The organism is Rhizobium aouanii (assembly GCF_037002925.1).
GTDB classification, from domain to species: domain Bacteria; phylum Pseudomonadota; class Alphaproteobacteria; order Rhizobiales; family Rhizobiaceae; genus Rhizobium; species Rhizobium aouanii.
The window spans coordinates 269,656-288,843 of the sequence record NZ_JBAMYD010000009.1 but is presented as its reverse complement, the minus strand read 5'-3'; the positions used below and the strand labels follow the sequence as shown (position 1 = coordinate 288,843).

The window sequence follows — 19,188 nt, the reverse complement described above, 5'->3', positions numbered from 1 at the left end:
ATAGAGATAATGCGGATGCGGCTCGCAGAGGATATAAGCCTCGTCGAGCTAGCAGCGGAAGTGAAGCTGTCGCCTTTCCATTTTGCCAGAATGTTCAAGCAGAGCGTAGGGGTTCCCCCACGGGTTTTTTTAACGCAACTACGCGTGGACAAGGCATGTGAATTACTCCGGTATTCGGATCTCCCGGTTACAGAAATCGCATTCGAAGTTGGCTATTCCTCTAGCCAGGTGCTTGCCCGAGTTTTTCTCAAACATCGGAATACGACCCCGACCGATTACCGCCGCGAACATCGAAAACCGCGATAAATTGTAACTTATGAGCTGAGGCGTATCGAATGTTGCCAATTATGCTTTAGCGGCGAATTCTTGGGCGCTTGTCCAAAATAATCGCAAGATTGGCAACGCCGAAGCAGGTGCCGCGCCGGAATGCGGTGTTTCCATACGTTAGGATAGCCAAGGTTGCCGAGGCCGGCCGACACGTCTCGACCAGTTTGCAGTGGAGAATACGGTCCCGGTTTGAAAGAGAGTGTTTGTTGGCTGGAGATGACACCATGACAACCCGTACTTTTGCGTCTTTTCCACAATGGTATAGCGAAGGTAGGCTCTCTAACTATTTGCGATCACTGAAATCGCCCGGAGGTCTTCTGAGCATGCTCGAAGCGGCGCCGCCAGCTGGCGACATGTCGCATCCGTCCGTGCCGGATCTTGTCCTGTATCAAGATGTGCTTGGCGGCAATCGCGTAAGCGGCGATATGGGAGGAGGGCAATTTGACGTAAGCAGTGGCGCGCAAAGTTTCTTTCTATCCGCCCCAAATTTTGCCAACAGAATTATGCTGAACAGAAGTCATCAGGTTCGAAGCCTGTCATTCCCCATGGCTCAGTGGCGGGACGTAATAGACGAGGCCACCGATGGCGGGTTCTCATTCGAGCGTGCGGCGATTTATAGGGGAACGCTATCTTCGCCCCGGCTACAAACAACGTTTCGCAGCCTATGGGCGATATGCGATCAAGAGGGAGCACCATCTCGTTTGTTAGCCAGAGCTGCCGGTTGCGAGATACTTGCTGAACTTTGCCAATTGGGTGGTCAGCCTATAACGGTTGCCAGGGGAGGTCTAGCTCCTTGGGCGAAACGTCGCTGCCTTGACATGATGAGAGCGCGACTTGCCGAAGACATCGGTCTAGATGACCTCGCGAACGAGGCCCGGCTTTCGCCTTTTCATTTCGCACGCATGTTCAAACAAACTGTTGGGGTGCCACCGCGGGTCTACCTCACGCGGCTCAGGATGGAACGAACTTGCGAGCTGCTCGAGTCGACTGAAGTTCCAGTCTCCGTCATCGCATCAGAAGTCGGTTATTCGTCAGAAAAAGTGCTAGCGCGAGTGTTCCTGAAGCATCGAAGTAGCACGCTGTCGGACTACCGCCGCGCATTTCGGAGCGCATCAAGATGAATTACCCGAAGCAGCGAAATCCCACACAACGTTGCCCAATCGCCGAGAAATTACACTCATTTCGCCTGAAATGAGCATGGACCCGCCTTGACGGTAAAACTTCGACGCTTCGTCGTACCTTGCTCTCAGGGAGCGGCGCTCCCAACTAGGTCCACAATCGATGTCCACGTAGATTTGGGGCTTAGCCGCCGATCTGTCCCTCGCACCTCTCGACGTAAATTTTCAAGACGGGTCACTCCGTAAGTGTCCCCCCGCGCGTCGTCCCTGCGTAACGCTTGCTTAGTAACTGCGGCAGCTCGCACTGAAAGTATCAGGGCTTGCGGATCAACAGATGCAATGTACCGCAATATTCGACCCAAACCGCATGATCAGAAACGTACGGCCGCAACTAAAAATGCAGAATGCGTCTTGCCCCTCAAGGAGGTGCCACGGGAAGCAACGTGTTTTGATCCTAAGAGGCTGCGATTAGCGCTGTGCCGCTGCGCAACAGCGCTGAAAATGGAAGGTAACTCGATTATGATATTAAAGCCCGTCAGCGCAGCGACTTATGTAGCTTTCAATTGGATCAATGGCTCGCAATGCCAAGAAGGTCGTTTGCAAGAGTCGATCGACCCGGCAACATATGATGTCATTGGTCATTTTCCTGACTGCGGGCTGGAGGCAGCTAAACTGGCCGTAGCAGCAGCTTCTAAAGCCTTTCGTGAGACTTTATGGGCGCACGATCACGAATTACGGGCGCGTGTGCTCGACCAACTAGCGTGCGCTTTTGAGCGCAATCGTGACAAACTGCTCGAGATTCTGTCGTTGGAGAACGGCAAGGTGAAGGCTGAAGCCGCGTTCGAGTTGGACATGGTTGCGAGTAAGCTTCGCTATTCCGCCGCAACAGCTCTGGTCGGAGGCGGACGAGCGATGACCCCCAAGCCGGGGAGCATTTCCCTAATCCTTCGGCAACCGATGGGGGTCGCCGCAGTCATCGCCCCTTGGAACTCTCCAGTCATTCTGACGATCCGCTCGCTGGCTCCAGCGCTTGCTGCTGGCTGCACCACGGTCATCAAGCTTCCGGCGCAAGTCGCACAGACGGCAAGCGTTATGGCGGAGATAATGGCTGAAGCAGAAGATCTTCCGAACGGCGTGATCAATCTGTTCTTCGAGAGCGGCCCCGAAGGCTCTGCCTATTTAGTAGACTCGCCGGAGGTTCCGGTCGTCAGTTTTACGGGCTCAACCCGTACCGGTCGAGCCATCAGCAGCACCGGCGCAAGGTATCTCAAGCGTTTCGGCATGGAACTCGGCGGCAAGACGCCGATGATCGTCTTTGACGATGCAGACCTCGATGCCGCCTTGCCCGTTCTGGAAAAGGCGCTGACCGTCTTCAGCGGCCAGTTCTGCATGACGGGCTCTCGCTTGCTCGTGCAGGATGGGACATACGAGGCCGTCCGCGACGGCTTGGCCGAGCGGCTGCGCAACGTCAAAGTCGGCCCCGCCGCCGACCCCTCAAGCGATATGGGCCCGTTGATCGACCGCGCTAACGTTGCGCGGGTCGATGGTGTTGTCCAAGCCGCTATCGCAGCCGGGGCGCAGGTCGTCGAGCGTGGCGGTCCCATCAATGTTGGTACGCTTGCAAACGGCGCTTTCTTCCGCCCGGCACTTCTGGAAGTCTTCGATAACAGTCTTGCCATCGTGCAGGAGGAGACTTTTGGTCCGGTGCTGACGATTCAGCGGTTCTCTGACGAGGCCGAAGCGATCCGGCTTGCCAACGACAACGAATACGGATTGTCAGCCAGCATCTGGACACGCGATGTCGATCGATCCTTGCGCGTCGCGCAGGCGCTCGAGGCGGGCTCGGTGTGGATCAATGACTGGGCGAAGGTCTACGACGGTACCGAAGAGGGCGGGTTCAAGCAGTCTGGCCTTGGCCGCCTGAACGGTCTGGCTGCGCTCGACGATTTCATCGAACACAAGCACATAGCGCTCAAGCCGGGCTTGACGCAGCGCTGACCCAAAAGCCACTCAAAAGGAGGAATTACCATGTCTACCAATACGAACGCCGAGAAGAAGTTTTCGAAAGCAGAACCAGCGTCGCCGACATCGCCTTTGGGGGTGTTGCAGTCGATCTTGTCGAACCCGACTGACCTGGAGTTCGTCAAACAATTCACGACGGACGACTTTGTTTATGTTTCGCTGAACTATGAGCACCCGGAGCTTAAACGGATCATGCCTTGGGCCGGTACGAACGTAGGTACAGAAGGGCTGGTTCAGACTTTCATCGATGTTGGCCGTTACTGGACGACAAACAACTTCGAAATCCAGGACAGTTTCGAAAATAAAGACGGCGCGGCGATCTTCGGCACGTTCACCTACACATCAAACGTTTTGGGTAAAACGGTGACGTCGCCCTTCTCGGTTCTGGCGCGCGGCGAGAACGGCAAATTGTCCTACGTGCAGTTCATGGAAGATACTTTCGCAACCGTCCGCAGTTTCAGAGATGGCGGCGAGTATTCTATCAAAGCGAACCCGGACGGGTCCGCAATCACCGTCTGAAGGTAAGTCCGCCTCGCCCGCATCGATCACTCACTCGATAAGATAGGTTTTCGAGTGGCAAGTATTCGGACAGCGAACTCATGAAACTTCGGCCAGTTTTCGGAATGCAGCGCCGAAGAAAACAATCCTGATCCACAATGCTGCTTAGGTTCTTGCCGAGCAGCTTTCTCTCAACCGATGGCCACTTAGGCTGGGCGGCGCCTTTCGCCGTGGCTGAATGTAAGGATATCCAGATGGCAAATTTTCTGCAGGTGCTAACTCCATCAAACTCTCAGCTTATTTTCATTGATCAACAGCCGCAAATGGCGTTCGGCGTCCAATCGATCGATCGTCAAACGCTGAAGAACAATGTCGTCGGTCTTGCCAAGGCTGCGAAGATCTTCGACATTCCGACGACGATTACGACGGTCGAGACCGACAGTTTTTCCGGCAACACCTTTCCTGAGCTGCTTGCCGTCTACCCGGAACACGACATCCTCGAGCGGACCTCGATGAACTCGTGGGATGATCAGAATGTGCGCGATGCGCTGGCGAAGAATGCTGCCGATGGCCGCAGGAAGATCGTTGTGGCGGGCCTTTGGACTGAGGTATGCAATATCACCTTCGCGCTTTCCGCGCTCCACGATGTGCCAGATTACGAGATCTACATGGTCGCGGACGCTTCGGGTGGCACCTCGCTCGACGCGCACAAGTACGCCATGGATCGCATGGTGCAAGCCGGCGTAATCCCGGTGACCTGGCAGCAGGTGCTGCTCGAATGGCAGCGCGACTGGGCACGCAAGGAAACCTACGACGCCGTCACCTCGCTGGTGCGCGACCATTCCGGCGCTTACGGTATGGGCATCGACTACGCCGTTACCCACGTCCATGGCGGCGCTGAGCGCGTCAAGCACGGCAAGCGGATCGGCCCGAACCCGGCTGCACGATAAGGCCTGATCGCACCGCTCCGATAGTCCCTGTCGGAGCGGTTTCCACCGCTGGAGGAGCTTTTGCCGTGAAACTCTATCTTCTGTCGCTTGGCTCTGGGCTGCTCGTCGGCGTCATCTATAGCCTGCTCAATGTCCGCTCGCCGGCGCCGCCAGTCATCGCGCTGGTGGGGCTGCTCGGCATTCTCGTCGGCGAGCAGATCGGTCCGCTTGCGAAAACCATCTGGGGCAGGCAACCCGCAGCCATCTCGTGGCTCAACCACATCAAGCCCCACATGTTCGGCCATCTGCCGAAGGGCAATCATGGCAGCGCCGAGATCGCCGGCAACCAGACACCGCCCGCAAAGGAGAAAATCTGATGCCTACACGCAGAACCCTTCTCGGCGCAGCATCCAGCCTCGCCTTTCCATCGCTCTTTTCATTGGCCCATGCCGCAGATCCCGTGGAAACCGGGGCTAGTAAGACGCATCCTGATCTGATCCTGCACAACGGACAGCTAACCACGCTCGATCGAACCAACCCGAGCGCAACTGCCGTTGCCATCAAAGACGGTCTCTTCCTCCAGGTGGGCGCGGATGGCGATATCATGCGTCTGGCCGGGCCTCAGACCAAAATCATCGACCTCAAGGGTAAGCGCGTGCTGCCCGGTCTGATCGACAACCATACCCACGTCGTTCGCGGTGGCCTGAACTACAACATGGAGCTGCGCTGGGACGGTGTCCGATCGCTGGCAGATGCGATGGACATGCTGAAGCGGCAGGTGGCGATCACGCCGGCGCCGCAATGGGTGCGCGTCGTCGGCGGCTTCACCGAGCAGCAGTTCGTTGAGAAGCGCCTGCCGACGCTAGACGAAATCAACGCGATCGCCCCCGATACGCCAGTCTTCTTGCTGCATCTTTACGATCGCGCGCTGCTGAACGGTGCGGCCCTTCGCGCCGTTGGCTACACGCGCGAAACGCCGAACCCGCCAGGCAGCGAGATCAGCCGCGATGCCAACGGCAATCCGACAGGCATGCTGATCGCCACACCCAATGCCACCATTCTCTATGCGACACTGGCGAAGGGGCCGAAGCTGCCGCTGGACTACCAGATCAACTCTACCCGCCACTTCATGCGCGAACTCAATCGCCTCGGCGTCACCGGCGTCGTTGATGCCGGCGGCGGCTTCCAAAACTATCCAGGTGACTACCAGGTTATCCAGACGCTTTCCGACGAAGGCCAGATGACGGTGCGCCTTGCCTACAATCTGTTTCCTCAGAAGGCGAAGGAGGAAAAGGCCGATTTCCTTAAATGGACGTCGTCGGTCAAGTACAAGCAGGGCAACGATTACTTCCGCCACAACGGTGCGGGAGAAAGCCTCGTGGCATCGGCTGCGGACTTCGAGGATTTCCGTCAACCGCGACCCGACGCACTGCCGGAGATGGAAAGCGAGCTAGAGGACGTCGTGCGCATCCTTGCCGAAAATCGCTGGCCTTGGCGTCTGCACGCCACCTATGACGAGACGATTTCGCGTGCACTCGACGTCTTCGAAAAGGTCAGCAGGGATATCCCCTTCGAGGGGCTGAACTGGTTCTTCGATCATGCGGAAACGATCTCGGATCGTTCGATCGATCGCATAGCGGCGCTCGGCGGCGGTATCGCCACCCAGCATCGCATGGCCTTCCAGGGCGAGTATTTCGTCGAGCGTTACGGTCATGGCGTCGCCGAAGCCACCCCGCCGATCCGTAAGATGCTGGATAAGGGCGTGCACGTCTCTGCCGGCACCGACGCGACCCGTGTCGCCTCGTACAACCCCTGGGTCTCGCTCTCATGGATGATCACCGGCAAGACTATCGGCGGCATGCAGCTTTATCCGCGCGCCAACTGCCTCGACCGCGAGACGGCACTGAGGATGTGGACCGAGAAGGTTACCTGGTTCTCCAACGAGGAGGGCAAGAAGGGGCGGATCGAGAAGGGACAGTTCGCCGATCTGATCGTGCCGGACAAGGATTTCTTTTCCTGCCCCGAGGACGAGATCTCCTTCCTTACGTCTGATCTCACAATGGTCGGCGGCAAGATTGTCTACGGCGCCGGTGACTTCAGGGAGCTCGATGAAAACGAGGTTCCGCCCGCCATGCCCGACTGGTCGCCGGTGCGCACATTCGGAGGTTACGCCGCCTGGGGTGAGCCGGATGGCGCTGGCCGCAACTCGCTCCGCCGAATGGCAATCTCGACATGCGGCTGCGCCAGTGATTGCGGTGTCCATGGCCACGATCATGCCGGTGCCTGGACCTCGAAACTGCCGGTCGCGGATCTGAAGGGTTTCTTCGGCGCCCTTGGCTGCTCCTGCTGGGCGGTGTGAGGTCCGGCGAGAACCGGGCCGGGCAGCCTCGATTGCTGCCCGCCCATGTCGACCGCTCCCGACAGACTGCCGCGCCATTTTAAGTCCCTTGTAGAAGCCGCCGCTCCTGACACCGGCAGTTCACGCCAGCAGGACAATTTGAAAGACGCACAGATGACCGATCACCTTCCATCCGCAAGCCGCCCGGGCTCGTTGGCTGCCCGGCTCGTTTCCGCGTCGCCGATCCGCACGCTGGCGCTGCTCGCCCTCTGCGCCGCCTATATCCAGGGTCCGATTACCAAGATCCTCGATTTCAACGGCGCACTGGCCGAGATGACGCATTTCGGCCTACACCCGGCGCCGTTATTCGCTGTCGCCGTCATCGTCTTCGAATTCGTCGCCTCTGCCATGGTGGTGTCCGGCATCCTGCGCTGGGCAGGCGCGCTTGCCCTGTCCGGCTTCACGCTCCTTGCAACCTTCATCGCCCTGCGTTTCTGGGAGATGGCGCCGGGCATGGAGCGCTCGATGGCCGCCAATGCCTTTTTCGAGCATATCGGGCTCGCCGGTGCCTTCATTCTCGTGGCCGCCATCGATCTCGGCAAGGATGCGGGCGAATGAGCCCGGCAAGCCCCCCGCGGGGAAGTTTCGCGCCGCTCGCCCAGCCGGTCTTTGCCGTGCTCTGGGCAGCGACCGTGCTCGGCAATACCGGAAGCTTCATGCGCGACGTCGCAAGTTCCTGGCTGATGACAGATCTCTCCGCCTCACCCGCCGCCGTGGCGATGGTCCAAGCGGCGGGAACCCTCCCGATCTTCCTGCTGGCCATTCCCGCGGGGGTGCTGACCGATATCCTCGACCGCCGCAAGCTCCTGATCGCGGTGCAACTCCTTCTGGCCTCCGTCAGCATCACGCTGATGATCCTGGCGCAAACGGGATTGCTCTCGGTCGGCGCCCTGATCGGGCTCACCTTTCTCGGCGGCGTCGGCGCCGCGCTGATGGGACCGACCTGGCAGGCAATCGTGCCGGAACTGGTTAAGCGCGAGGATGTCAAAAGCGCCATCGCACTCAATTCGCTCGGCATCAATATTGCCCGGTCCATCGGGCCTGCGGCCGGAGGGCTGCTGCTTGCAGCTTTTGGAGCGGGCGTGACCTATGGTGTCGATGTCGCGAGCTATCTCGTGGTCATTGCCGCACTGATCTGGTGGCCAAGGGCGAGCAAAGCCGATGATGCGCTGGCCGAAGGTTTCCTCGGCGCCTTCCGGGCCGGCCTGCGATACACCCGCGCCAGCCGACCGCTGCATGTCGTGCTGCTGCGCGCGGCAGTCTTCTTTGCCTTTGCCAGCGCCGTCTGGGCTCTCCTACCGCTGGTTGCCCGACAAATGCTTGGCGGGGATGCGAGCTTCTACGGCATCCTGCTCGGCGCGGTCGGGGCCGGCGCGATCGGTGGAGCCTTCGTCATGCCGAAGCTGCGCGAACGGTTGAGCCCCGACGGGCTTCTGCTTGGTGCTGCGCTGACCGCTGCAGCCGTCATGGCCACCCTGTCGCTTGCCCCGCCGAAATGGATCGCCATCGTGGCTCTCCTGTTCCTGGGCGCTGTATGGATCACGGCACTGACGACGCTCAACGGCACGGCCCAGGCTGTCCTTCCCAACTGGGTGCGCGGGCGTGGACTTGCCGTTTATCTGACCGTCTTCAACGGCGCGATGTCGGCGGGCAGTATCGGCTGGGGCGCGGTCGGCGAGGCCGCCGGCCTATCCGGTACGCTGCTGATCAGCGCCGCCGGCCTAGCTGTCGCCGGCATCGTCATGCACCGGCTGAAACTGCCGGCCGGCGATGCGGGCATGGTGCCGTCCAACCATTGGCCCGAACCGCTTGTTGCGGAACCGGTCGGCCATGATCGCGGCCCGGTCCTCATTCTCATCGAATACCATGTCGAAAAGCACAATCGCACGGCGTTTCTGCATGCGATCGATCGGCTCTCGCACGAAAGACGACGCGATGGCGCCTATGGATGGGGCGTGACCGAGGACAGCGCCGATCCGCAAAAGATGGTCGAATGGTTCATGGTCGAATCTTGGGCCGAGCACCTGCGACAGCACAGGCGGGTCTCGAATGCCGATGCCGATCTGCAGGGCAAGCTTCTGACCTATCACAAAGGTCCCGATAAGCCGGTCGTCCGCCACTTCCTGGCGATCAACCGGCCGGGCAAGGCCTGATCCGAACCCACCTTTGGAAGGAGCAAGCCGGATCGAGCCCTCCCGATAGTGGGAGAAGCAGCGACATTGCAGTGCAACGTAGTGGCAGTCCTGCCGAGAACTACGGTGACTGAGTTTTTTGACAACCAAATATCGATATCAGGGGACCTCGAGGCCTACAGCGTCGTGCAATTCGTCCACGTAACAGGGATATTCCTGCCGCTGGCGAGCAGAAACCTGCGGATCAATGTCAATGAGCATGATGGCAGAACCGGTTTGCGTCTGCCCAACCAGATCGCCCCCGGGAGCGATGGCAAAGCCGCCCCCGCCGAACATTGGACCATCCCCAGATTGCCCAATCCTGTTCGAACTGACGACATAACTCCCAGACGCGATTGAGGCCATCTTTCCGGCAGTTATCCAGCTTTCGCGGGCAGAACCGGTCGCCCGGGGAACGGCAATCAAATCAGCTCCCCGTCGGCCATATTGTCTGGCATGTTCGTTGAACATGAGTTCGGTACACAGAAGGACGCCTACACCTAGCCCGCAAATATTCTGGATGTTGAAGTGCCCATCGCCTCGGCTGAACCAGGACACCTCGGACCAACCGGGCTCCTGCGGAAGGTAGGTCTTCGTATGCAGAGGGCGAATCTGGCCGTTCTCGATGACGATCGCCTCATTGACAAGACGTTCGGCGAGCAGCGTTGGGCGACTTGTTATAACAGCCGGAATGTTCAGTGCGGCAAGAGCAGCAATTCCAGCCTCGTGGATCTCGACACTTTGCCGCGCGTCCACCATGGCAAAATTTTCCTTTCGAGCCAGCCACTGACCGAAGGGCATCTCATTCATCACCAGTATATCGGGCCGGCGATTGGCAAGGGCCTGAGCGACCTGGTCCCACGCCGCTCCATGCGGTTGCAAACCATCCATCATCTCGACGTAAGCACAAACGGGCATATTTCCTCCAACTCGAGAGATTGAGCTTAGTACTTGACCTAGCAGGTCTGAGTTCCTGGGCTGCCATGAGAATCCCGCCGGACGGCCCGGTATTGACGTGGCGAATCCAGGTGATCGGCACACTGCTTAGGAGCTACCTCTAGACAATGACGTCGCAGCCGCTGCACTCTTAGCTTCTTCGATGGAAAAGCGAACCGCTCGCTTCATGGCATCCTTCTCCCCGAATATGGCAACAAAAGCCGTGGCACCTTCTAAGCGAGCCAATGTGTCAGTCGCGATGTTCCGAGCTACATCGGCAGGCATGGCGCGGGACAAGATGCTCGCCAGGTAATCACGGTGCGCTTGAAAAAAGGCTCGAACTGCATCCTTGGCAATCGGGGTCTCGTCACTCGTGCCATAAGCAAGATGCAGGCCTACGCATCGCCCGCGATCGGTGAGCGTTGTCGCAATCAGTTCTATGACCTCGACGAACTCGGCGTCCCATTGCCTTGATCCCCGGTCTCGATCACCGAACGTCTCTTGCAAGGTGAGATCCAGGACCGCCGGAACGAGAGCTTCCTTGTTGGGAAAGCGGACGTATAGCGATGATTTCTTCAGGCCCACGGCATCCGCGAGGTCGTTCATCGACGCCCCGGAATACCCTTTCGATCGAAACAATTCCCTCGCAGTTGATACGATCGTTTCTCTCAAGACTTTCATGCGTCTTCTCCGAGCCAGGTACTTCGACGCTTGATACAGCAACCTCGACAGGTTGACAACCGACCGTTCGGTCGTATTTTACATCCATTCGTTACCGCTTGTTTGCCGAGACCTTTGAGAAGGAGTTCCAAAATGGTCGTGAGCTACAAAACGCAAAAGGTTAGAGACATCGAGGTTTTCTACAGAGAGGCTGGTTCGAAGGAAGCGCCAGTCCTTCTTCTCCTTCACGGTTTTCCGTCATCCAGCCACATGTTCCGTGATCTGATCCCGCTGTTGGCAGATCGGTACCGCGTCATCGCACCAGATCTTCCCGGGTTCGGTCGAACGATCTCGCCTCCACGTGGGGAGTTTGCTTACACATTCGATAACCTCGCCGCCGTCATGACAGGCTTTACAGAGGCGCTCGGCCTCAGCCGCTATGCACTTTACGTGTTCGACTACGGCGCACCGGTCGGCTTCAGGATGGCGACGGCCAATCCGGAGCGGATCACTGCCATAATCAGCCAGAATGGCAACGCCTACACGGAAGGGTTCAGTGATGAATGGACCGCGTGGGAGGCCTATTGGCGGGACCCCTCTGCCGAAAAGAGAGAGGCATGTCGAGCATCATTGTCTCCGGACGTGATCGAGAACTGGCAATACCGCACCGGGACATCAAAGGAGCGTCTTTCACCCGATGGTTATCAACTTGATATCGCGTTCATGTCGCGGCCGGGTGCTGAAGACATTCAACTGGATCTAATTCTCGACTACAGAACAAACATCGACCGGTATCCGGAGTTTCAGGCGTATTTTCGGGATCACCAGCCACCGTTCCTGGCGGTCTGGGGCAGACATGACCCAGCATTCGTACCCGCGGGTGCTGAGGCCTATAAGCGTGACCTGCCCACCGCAGAGGTCCATTTGCTCGGAACCGGGCATTTTGCCTTGGAAACACACGCGGATGAGATCGCTCAGTTCATCCGGAGCTTCCTGATCAGACATGTCTGAGCTCGATACGACAGTCTCGCGGTCAAGCTGAGCTCCAGGGTCATAGAAAAGGAGACAATGATGAAGCTACGCGGGGAAACAGGTACAGGTTTAATTAGCCAGTGCCAGCGTTCCAGCTCACGCAACAGAGTTTTGCGCGTCGCGCACCTACAGCATGCCAGCAGGCTCCACGAAATATTGTGCGCTAGTTCGGTTCGCTGCTTCGGCATCCCCCGCGAATGACCTGAAACACATCAACTTAGCTAGGAAGAAAGGAACAGAAATATGATCAATCTTGAAGGCAAACGAGCATTGGTAACCGGCGGCTCGCGAGGCATTGGTGCTGCGATCGCATTGGCGTTGGCGGAAAATGGCGCGGATGTCGCGTTCACCTATCAACGCTCCGCCGAGAAGGCTTCAAAGGTAACGGAAGCGATCGAAAAGTTGGGGCGCCGTGTGGCTGCGATCCAGGCCGACAGTGCCGACCCTGAGGCAATTGTCAGCTCAGTAAGCGAGGCCGTCTCCGTTTTGGGCGGGCTGGACATCCTTGTGAACAGCGCTGCGATTGGCCACAACGGCATGATCGCAGACCTTGATGTTTCAGCCTATCAGACGTTGATGGATGTGAACGTACGAGCTCCGGTCCTGTTCGCGAAGGCCGTCATCCCGCATCTCGGCAAAGGCGGCCGCATTGTCACAATCGGCTCGGCTCTGGGTGAGCGAGTACCGTTCCCCGGCATAACACCCTACGCGATGTCCAAAGCAGCACTGACATCCTTCACACGCGGTCTTTCGCGGGAACTTGGTCCGAGTGGTATCACCGTCAATCTCGTGCAACCCGGAGCAACCGACACGGAGAGCAACCCGGCGGACGGCCCGGCTGCAGACTTGCAGAAAAGCTTGACCTCCTTGGGACGCTACGGCGAACCGCGGGAGATTGCCAACACTGTGGTATTTCTCGCAAGCCCGGCCGCGAGTGTCATCACGGGCGCTATTCTCACCGCAGACGGCGGTGCAATCGCCTGACTTGCTCGTGCAAGATTCTGATGGAGCGATGGTGCCCACCTTTTCGATCGCCCGGACTAACCGGCAACACACCATTTCGGTGGGCGCCATCTCCATGCTTATACCTTCCTCACAATAGGAGACCTCAATGGCAAAGCCTGAACTTTTCGTCACGGCCGGATACGGGCAGAAATTCCATGAGCTTTTGCACTTTTCACAAGCGCTCAAGATTGGTGATCGCGTCGAGATCTCCGGCCAGGGCGGATGGAACGATGAACTCGAAATTCCGGAGTCAATCGTGACCGAGATCGAGAGAGCATTTGAGAATGTCCGGCGAACCTTGGCCACGGCTGGCGCGGACTGGAAGGATGTCGTCCATGTCAACTCTTATCACGTCGGAGGCTTTCCACCGATCGTGAACGAAACGATTGCCGGTCTTTTCCGTGAGTACATGCCCGATCGAGCTCCGATCTGGACGCAGACCGGTGTGGAAGCCCTTGGGCTCCCCGCCATGCGAATTGAGATCCGTGTCACTGCCATCCTGGAATGACTCTGGCGCCTACCACGGCTGCATTACGATGCAAAGGCTAGTCGCGTTTAGCAACGACCGACCCATGGCCAAAGCCTGTGACCGCCTTAATGCGATCAGAATCTCAGCCTCCCGAGGAGAATGTAATGAACACCGACAGTTGCCCCATTGCCACACCGCAGGAGCGCTCTTTCCTAGCCATCCAGCAAGCGGCCGAACAGACGATGCTTGAGAAGGTGTCGCGCGCCATCTCCGATGCGACAGCCGAAGTCACGAGGAACGTGCAATACGCTGGTTTGGAATTTGAACCGACCAGTGAAGGCTACTTCATGTTCGCGGTTCAGCAGGCAACATTCGTGCGCCTTTGCGGAGGCAATCCGGATACGCTGCGGGGAGGAAACCCGGAGGTTGGCGAACATGTCATTCGGAACTGTCGCAACATCATTGATACCTATTGGAAGAGCCACACAGCACAGACCACGGTGCCCTGAAAAGCACTCCCTGTCCCAGGCAATCGGTCACAGCACTAAACGAGGTCCATCATGAAATGGGAATACCTGACAGTCGACAAGACACTCGATAACCAGCAGATGAACGAACTTGGTGACGCCGGGTGGGAATTAGTTGCGGTCGTTTCACCAGCGCATTTCGTCTTTCATTATTTCTTCAAGCGGGAAGCTCAGCCGCTATAGCAACTATCGAAGGACTGAAGCGTTTACAGGCGTCTTGCCTTTTAGCAATGCAAATGGCGCCCGGCAGGGGCGGGACGACCGCGATCTGGCCCCGCAATCGCTGGGCAATCCCTTATCAGTGGAATTCAGCAGATTGGGCTGAGCGCTGCAAATTGGGTTCATCGGAGAATGACAGTTAGCCCGTGCAGTTACGGAAAAGGAAGAACAGATGAAGGCTGCAGTCTATGGCAACCCTGGTGTTCCGGCCGTTCTTGAATATGCCGGATCCTGCCTGCGGGCCGGGCGATGTACTCATTGCCGTCGAGGCTATTTCCATTGAGGGAGGCGACCTCTTTGGTGAATTGCACTGAGAGCTGACCCAGGCTCCACCCGCTTCATGTTTCGGACATGGTTCCGCAAGACCATGTGCATGGGCGCTGCCATCCACGAGACGGGCGGCGCGCGGATGGGAGAGACTCCGGAGATATCCATCAGTGCTCAATCGCTACAACCAAGTTTGGGACGCGCCTAACCTCATCGTCACCGACGCCAGCGCCTTCCCCGGCAGTGGAGTTGCCGGCACCACCCTCACCGTCATGGCCCTGACCCTTTGCGCCTGCCGTCATCTCGTTGATGGAGAAGAGTATTCCTCTTAAAAAGGCTCTAACGCAGATGAGCAACTGCCCGATTACACCAGGTCTTGAGCGGACTCGAACTCTCGGCACCATATTTCTCTTCGCAACTTCGAATTAATTCAACTGCTTGGCTTTCGAAGCGGAAGACAGTCTATTCTCCAATCGGAAGTTCAATTTCTTCGCGGTTTTTCTTTGCGCCCTCGATCAGGACCGTGTTGAGCCGCTCGGCATCTTGTGCTGGCAGCATTCCTGCCCCGGTTCGAATACCTTCTTGCCACGCAGGCCCGCGCTCCCATGCTTCGTTGTAGACGAGCGCCAAGTCGGCAGATCGCCTTGTCTGCTGCAGGGCTTCAAAGAGCAGCGCAGCTTGACGAACGTCCTTCTCTCGCTTCGCCGGCCCCTGCCCGTCAGTGTGTCGGCGGCTGGCGACTATGAGCTTGTGGACCGCATAACGGGATGGATCAGGAACGACGACTGGGACACCGCTTCGGTGGAGCAGGATTGTCCTGACGGGTTCCCTTATGAGGAAGTCGAGAAAGCGTAGTGGATCCGCGCTGGCGCCACCAAGGGCGGGCATCTTCGCCGGCTGGTCGATGTAGTCATCCGAACCACGGTTCGACGTCAGGAATTCAACCCTGAAGCCATCGGCATTTTGAAACGCCGACGAGGCCGCGGATCCCGATCGATGGGGAACTGGCCGGAAGCTGGCGTCGACACCCTGCAACAGCTCAACGATCGGAGGCAGACTGTCTTCAACCTCCCGACTGATGGCATAGTCCTGGGCGATGTCCGCATCGCCGGTGAGGATCGCAGCCATGGGAAGGCGGACGCCCAGCAGTCCTGAATAGCACTGAAAGGCCACCGTGCCGATAAGAACACCCCGGAGACGAAAAAGACCGCCATCGGCAAGAGCCTCGACGATGTCGCCCGACATGGCGTCAGGGGCGGTCATCCCGCCTTCGCGGGTCAAGGTATTTACCAAGCGCCTGCGAGCGCGTAGGTCATCCTTGTCCCGCTTATGATCAGCTACGCGCTGCGCGATATCCGGATCATCAGCAGAACCGACGTAACGACGTTTCGTACCACCATGTCCATCTGGGATGTCGAAGTACCAGTACTTGCGCCCCTTGATGTTCGCCGGGGTGAACCGACCCTCCGGAGGGAAATCTGCCGTCCAAGCGGCGTCGAGCGAACGCTGACCTAACTCGGCGAGCATCGTTTGATACATGAGGTCGATGGACTTCATAAGCTCGAATCCGGTGTTATACTGTTTTTCAAAAACAGTATAACGGTCGAGGGGATAGATCGCAAGATAGGATGCTGGCTCTATCGCCTTGAAGGGAATCGAACCAACGGCCAGCTTTGCCAATTATCTAAGCACCTGATTGGAAATTAGATTTACGATGCAAAGCGCCATTCGGCCTATCTGGAGAAGCGAGTGAGCCGACCGCGGATTTCGCCCGTGGGGCAAGGGGTTTAGAGCTCAGGATCGACGGTATGCCTGGTGATGATGTCTTGGATCTCGGCTGGCTGGAACGCTACATCGGCCGACCAGAGGCCGAAGCCCCCGGCGGTGTTAATGGCCTTGATCCATTCATCCAGGGCGTCGCGCTTGGCCTGATTTTGCGGACTGTTGATGCCCTTGATCTCCAGCACCAAGGTCCTGCCGTTGGCAAACCTCACGAGAAAGTCGGGCAGGTAACGGCGGCGTGAGCCGCCCCACATGTAGTGAATCTGCAGACCCAAGTGATCGTTCTTGGCGTAGCTTGTCACCTCCTTGCGGGTTTCAAAGAGGTTTGCAGCGTAACCTTCCCAGGAGGCGTCGCCGACCAGATGGCTGATATGAGAGCGGACCGCCGGAAAACAGGGCTTTGTCGTATACCAGGTCCGCATGTTGGCGGTACTGCCGATCGGGTTTTCCTCGTCGAAGACCGGTGCTAGCCGATCGACATTCTGTTCGGTCACATGGCGCATGACGTGCTGGACCACGAGATCGATGTTGAGCGCTATCAGGATGCGGCGGCGCAACCCGTCGGAGTGGAAGAGCGAGGGGATCTCCAGACGGTCGGATTGCAGGAATGTCTCCACGATGCGGACGAGCTGGGTGCATAAATACTCCGGGGTGCCGGAAAATCCGTGGCGCATCTGGGCAAAGGCCTTGCGGGCGGCCTGGAAGACCAGACGCTGCAGACGAAAACCGTCAGGCAGCTTCTGCAGGTCGATCGCCGAGATCTGGCCCATGTCGGCTGCGCCGCCCAGCGCCGGCGCCAATTCGGCGGTGATCGGCGTTGCTGCGGGATCAAGGACCAGGGTCGGCACATTGGTCCAGTCGACCGTCAGCTGCGGCCGGACGACCGTTTCGACCCGCAAAATATTGGGCCAGCGGATTTCCAGGTTGCTCCTTTCGGGCAGGACCTCGATCTGGGTGCTGGCTTTGGGCGGTGGCGGGGCTTCACCGCCTTCGGCGGTCTCGGTGATGGTCAAAGGCACCCCGAAGACGTTGACATATTCGGGGAGAAAGAGGCCGTTCTCGTCGGTGTCGTAGGAGACGCGGCGCAGACCGCGGCCAACGACCTGTTCGCAGAGCAATTGCGAGGTGAAGGCACGCAGACCCATGATGTGGGTGACGTTCTTGGCGTCCCAACCTTCTGAAAGCATGGCGACCGAGATGACGTTCTGCAGGTCCTGGCCGGCTGCACCGCGCTTGCCGACATTGTCGATGATCTCGCGGAGCAACCCTTCCTTCTTCAGGTCCTTTAATCGCTGTTTCCTGGTTTCTGGCAGATCGGTCGCCTCGATGATCGCCTCAAGCCTCGCTTCATAATCCTTGTCGGAGGTGGCGGTCTCGCCAAGCTCTGCCTTCTCCAAAACCCTGGAATCGACCCGCAGTGTCCTTTGCGGCGCGTGCAGCTCCGGCCAGTGTGCATCGCCCTTGTTGAAATAAGTCTCGATGCGGGCCGCGATCTCGGTTCTGTTGCAGACTGTCAACATCACGGGCGGGGAATAGTGGCCGGCGTCGCGCCACGCCCGTCTCGTTTCGCGCCAGTCCGCGCCCAGCAAAGTATAGGCGTCCTGGACGAGCTTTGGCAGCGGCTCATGGGGCTCGGCCTTCGCGCGGTTCAAGTCCTCAGAGACTGATGGATCGCGGTAGAGATGATAGAGCTTCGAGCGCAGCGTCTTTGCGTCGGGGAGCGCGTCATCGCGGACGACGATGCGGGGGGTCTTGACCAGGCCCGCCTCAATTGCGTCGTTCAAACCAAAATCGGAAACGATCCAGTCGAACAAAGCCGTTTCCGTGCTCTTCTTGCCGGTTGGGGCGAAGGGGGTGGCCGACAGGTCGAAACAGCGGTTGATCCTGCGCGTCTTGTGGATGCGATCCAAACCTTCAATCCAACGGGTCGCCTCGTCAAGGTCGATGCCCTGTTCGGCGGCCTGCTTTTTGCTGATCTTCGCTTCAGGCGGCTTGCGATAGGCGTGGTGGGCCTCATCGTTGATGATGATGATGTCCCTATGGGCGGCCAACTTGCCAAGCACTCGGCGGGTGAAGGCCTCGTCGGATTCGCGGCCCTTCTTGACCACCGACCGGTCCTGATCCTTCAGGGGCATCAGACTGTGCCAGTTCTCGATCAGAACCTCGGCCTGGTTCAGCTTTTGGCGCAAAGCTTCGGAGGGGCAGAGGTCAAATTCGTCATAATAGCTGCCTTCGGTCGGGATCAGGACCTGCAGGCGTTCCTTGACTGTAAGGCCTGGGGCTACGATGAAGATGGCGCGGCTGAAGTCGCCGGTGCGCTTCGGATAGGTCAAAGCGTTCAGGACCTGCCAAGTGATGATCATGGCCATGACCGTGGTCTTGCCGGCGCCGGTTGCCATCTTATTGCAGAGCCGTTCCCATGGACCGCCATCACCTGGGATGGCAATGCCTTGTTTAAAAGCTTCAGCACCTTCGGTCCACCAAATCAAGGTTTCGATCGCTTCCAGCTGGCAGAAATAAAACGGATAGGGTGGCTCGGGCCTCTTGTCCTCCGACTCCAGAAGGCGGCTGGTGCGGCCATGCCAGTGTTCCAGCAGCTTGCGCGTGATGATGGTGATGCCGGGCCAGCCTGCTTCACGCCAGGCGTCGACGCGGGCTCGGATGAGGTTGACGAGAACCAGGGTTTCCGTGCGCTTGGTGTTGTTGCGCGCGTCGAAGATCTCGTAACTTGCTGGACGGCGCTCGGCCCTGATTTCGAGGCGGCCGCCCTTGCCGTCGACCCAATGCTGCTGCGGGCAGACAAAGGGGGTGTTGATGATCAGCGACAT

18 protein-coding genes and 2 pseudogenes are annotated in these 19,188 nt (G+C 58.4%); 16 read left to right on the top strand and 4 right to left on the bottom strand.

The window, feature by feature from the left end:
* The 9 genes from V8P77_RS18100 to V8P77_RS18060 form a co-directional block, all read left to right on the top strand.
* The coding region (locus V8P77_RS18100; RefSeq protein ID WP_335913654.1) for a helix-turn-helix domain-containing protein at positions 1–306 on the top strand (306 nt) is incomplete at its 5' end.
* 245 nt (positions 307–551) lie between these two features.
* Complete coding sequence (locus tag V8P77_RS18095) at positions 552–1,448, top strand: helix-turn-helix domain-containing protein (RefSeq protein ID WP_335913653.1); 897 nt, start codon at positions 552–554, stop codon at positions 1,446–1,448.
* 336 nt (positions 1,449–1,784) lie between these two features.
* Positions 1,785–3,443 carry an aldehyde dehydrogenase family protein gene (locus tag V8P77_RS18090; protein WP_234888952.1) on the top strand — a complete coding sequence of 553 codons (1,659 nt, stop codon included), beginning with the start codon at positions 1,785–1,787 and terminating at the stop codon, positions 3,441–3,443.
* A 30-nt stretch (positions 3,444–3,473) separates the two neighbouring features.
* The gene (locus V8P77_RS18085) at positions 3,474–3,986 is read left to right on the top strand and encodes a nuclear transport factor 2 family protein (RefSeq protein ID WP_168338123.1); all 513 of its coding nucleotides are present in this window, start codon (positions 3,474–3,476) and stop codon (positions 3,984–3,986) included.
* Positions 3,987–4,219: 233 nt separating this feature from the next.
* Positions 4,220–4,915 carry a hydrolase gene (locus tag V8P77_RS18080; protein ID WP_028733435.1) on the top strand — a complete coding sequence of 232 codons (696 nt, stop codon included), beginning with the start codon at positions 4,220–4,222 and terminating at the stop codon, positions 4,913–4,915.
* Between the two features lie 65 nt (positions 4,916–4,980).
* Positions 4,981–5,271 (top strand): XapX domain-containing protein, encoded by a 291-nt coding sequence (locus V8P77_RS18075; RefSeq protein WP_028733436.1) that lies wholly within the window; start codon positions 4,981–4,983, stop codon positions 5,269–5,271.
* On the top strand, positions 5,271–7,253 hold the full coding sequence (locus V8P77_RS18070; protein WP_335913652.1) for an amidohydrolase: 1,983 nt from the start codon (positions 5,271–5,273) through the stop codon (positions 7,251–7,253). The genes V8P77_RS18075 and V8P77_RS18070 overlap by 1 nt, the downstream gene beginning before the upstream one ends.
* 153 nt (positions 7,254–7,406) lie before the next feature.
* Positions 7,407–7,850, top strand: a complete 444-nt coding sequence (locus V8P77_RS18065; protein ID WP_131709729.1) for a DoxX family protein — start codon at positions 7,407–7,409, stop codon at positions 7,848–7,850.
* Positions 7,847–9,445: an MFS transporter gene (locus V8P77_RS18060; protein ID WP_335913651.1), complete on the top strand. Its 1,599-nt coding sequence runs from the start codon at positions 7,847–7,849 to the stop codon at positions 9,443–9,445. The genes V8P77_RS18065 and V8P77_RS18060 overlap by 4 nt, the downstream gene beginning before the upstream one ends.
* A 138-nt stretch (positions 9,446–9,583) precedes the next feature.
* Here the strand turns inward: V8P77_RS18060 and V8P77_RS18055 are convergent, their stop codons facing one another.
* On the bottom strand, positions 9,584–10,381 hold the full coding sequence (locus tag V8P77_RS18055; protein ID WP_131709727.1) for a carbon-nitrogen hydrolase family protein: 798 nt from the start codon (positions 10,379–10,381) through the stop codon (positions 9,584–9,586).
* Between the two features lie 126 nt (positions 10,382–10,507).
* Positions 10,508–11,080, bottom strand: coding sequence for a TetR/AcrR family transcriptional regulator (locus tag V8P77_RS18050; RefSeq protein WP_111797260.1), 573 nt, complete (start codon positions 11,078–11,080; stop codon positions 10,508–10,510).
* Between the two features lie 132 nt (positions 11,081–11,212).
* Here V8P77_RS18050 and V8P77_RS18045 point away from each other — a divergent pair, with 132 nt between their 5' ends.
* The 7 genes and pseudogenes from V8P77_RS18045 to V8P77_RS18015 all read left to right on the top strand — a co-directional run.
* On the top strand, positions 11,213–12,070 hold the full coding sequence (locus tag V8P77_RS18045; protein WP_335913650.1) for an alpha/beta fold hydrolase: 858 nt from the start codon (positions 11,213–11,215) through the stop codon (positions 12,068–12,070).
* 264 nt (positions 12,071–12,334) lie between these two features.
* Complete coding sequence (locus V8P77_RS18040) at positions 12,335–13,075, top strand: SDR family NAD(P)-dependent oxidoreductase (RefSeq protein ID WP_335913649.1); 741 nt, start codon at positions 12,335–12,337, stop codon at positions 13,073–13,075.
* 127 nt (positions 13,076–13,202) lie between these two features.
* The gene (locus tag V8P77_RS18035; RefSeq protein WP_077979868.1) at positions 13,203–13,604 is read left to right on the top strand and encodes a RidA family protein; all 402 of its coding nucleotides are present in this window, start codon (positions 13,203–13,205) and stop codon (positions 13,602–13,604) included.
* A gap of 125 nt (positions 13,605–13,729) precedes the next feature.
* Positions 13,730–14,074, top strand: a complete 345-nt coding sequence (locus V8P77_RS18030; RefSeq protein ID WP_335913648.1) for a hypothetical protein — start codon at positions 13,730–13,732, stop codon at positions 14,072–14,074.
* A 51-nt stretch (positions 14,075–14,125) separates the two neighbouring features.
* Positions 14,126–14,275, top strand: a complete 150-nt coding sequence (locus V8P77_RS18025) for a hypothetical protein (RefSeq protein WP_017957033.1) — start codon at positions 14,126–14,128, stop codon at positions 14,273–14,275.
* Between the two features lie 208 nt (positions 14,276–14,483).
* Positions 14,484–14,607 (top strand): annotated as a pseudogene (locus tag V8P77_RS18020) (quinone oxidoreductase family protein); the annotation flags it as partial.
* Positions 14,608–14,642: 35 nt separating this feature from the next.
* Positions 14,643–14,910: pseudogene (locus V8P77_RS18015) on the top strand (GMC oxidoreductase); the annotation flags it as partial.
* Between the two features lie 130 nt (positions 14,911–15,040).
* Here V8P77_RS18015 and V8P77_RS18010 read toward each other — a convergent pair.
* Both V8P77_RS18010 and V8P77_RS18005 read right to left on the bottom strand, forming a co-directional pair.
* Positions 15,041–16,135 carry a nucleotidyltransferase family protein gene (locus V8P77_RS18010; protein WP_335913667.1) on the bottom strand — a complete coding sequence of 365 codons (1,095 nt, stop codon included), beginning with the start codon at positions 16,133–16,135 and terminating at the stop codon, positions 15,041–15,043.
* Positions 16,136–16,365: 230 nt separating this feature from the next.
* Complete coding sequence (locus V8P77_RS18005; RefSeq protein ID WP_335913647.1) at positions 16,366–19,188, bottom strand: BPTD_3080 family restriction endonuclease; 2,823 nt, start codon at positions 19,186–19,188, stop codon at positions 16,366–16,368.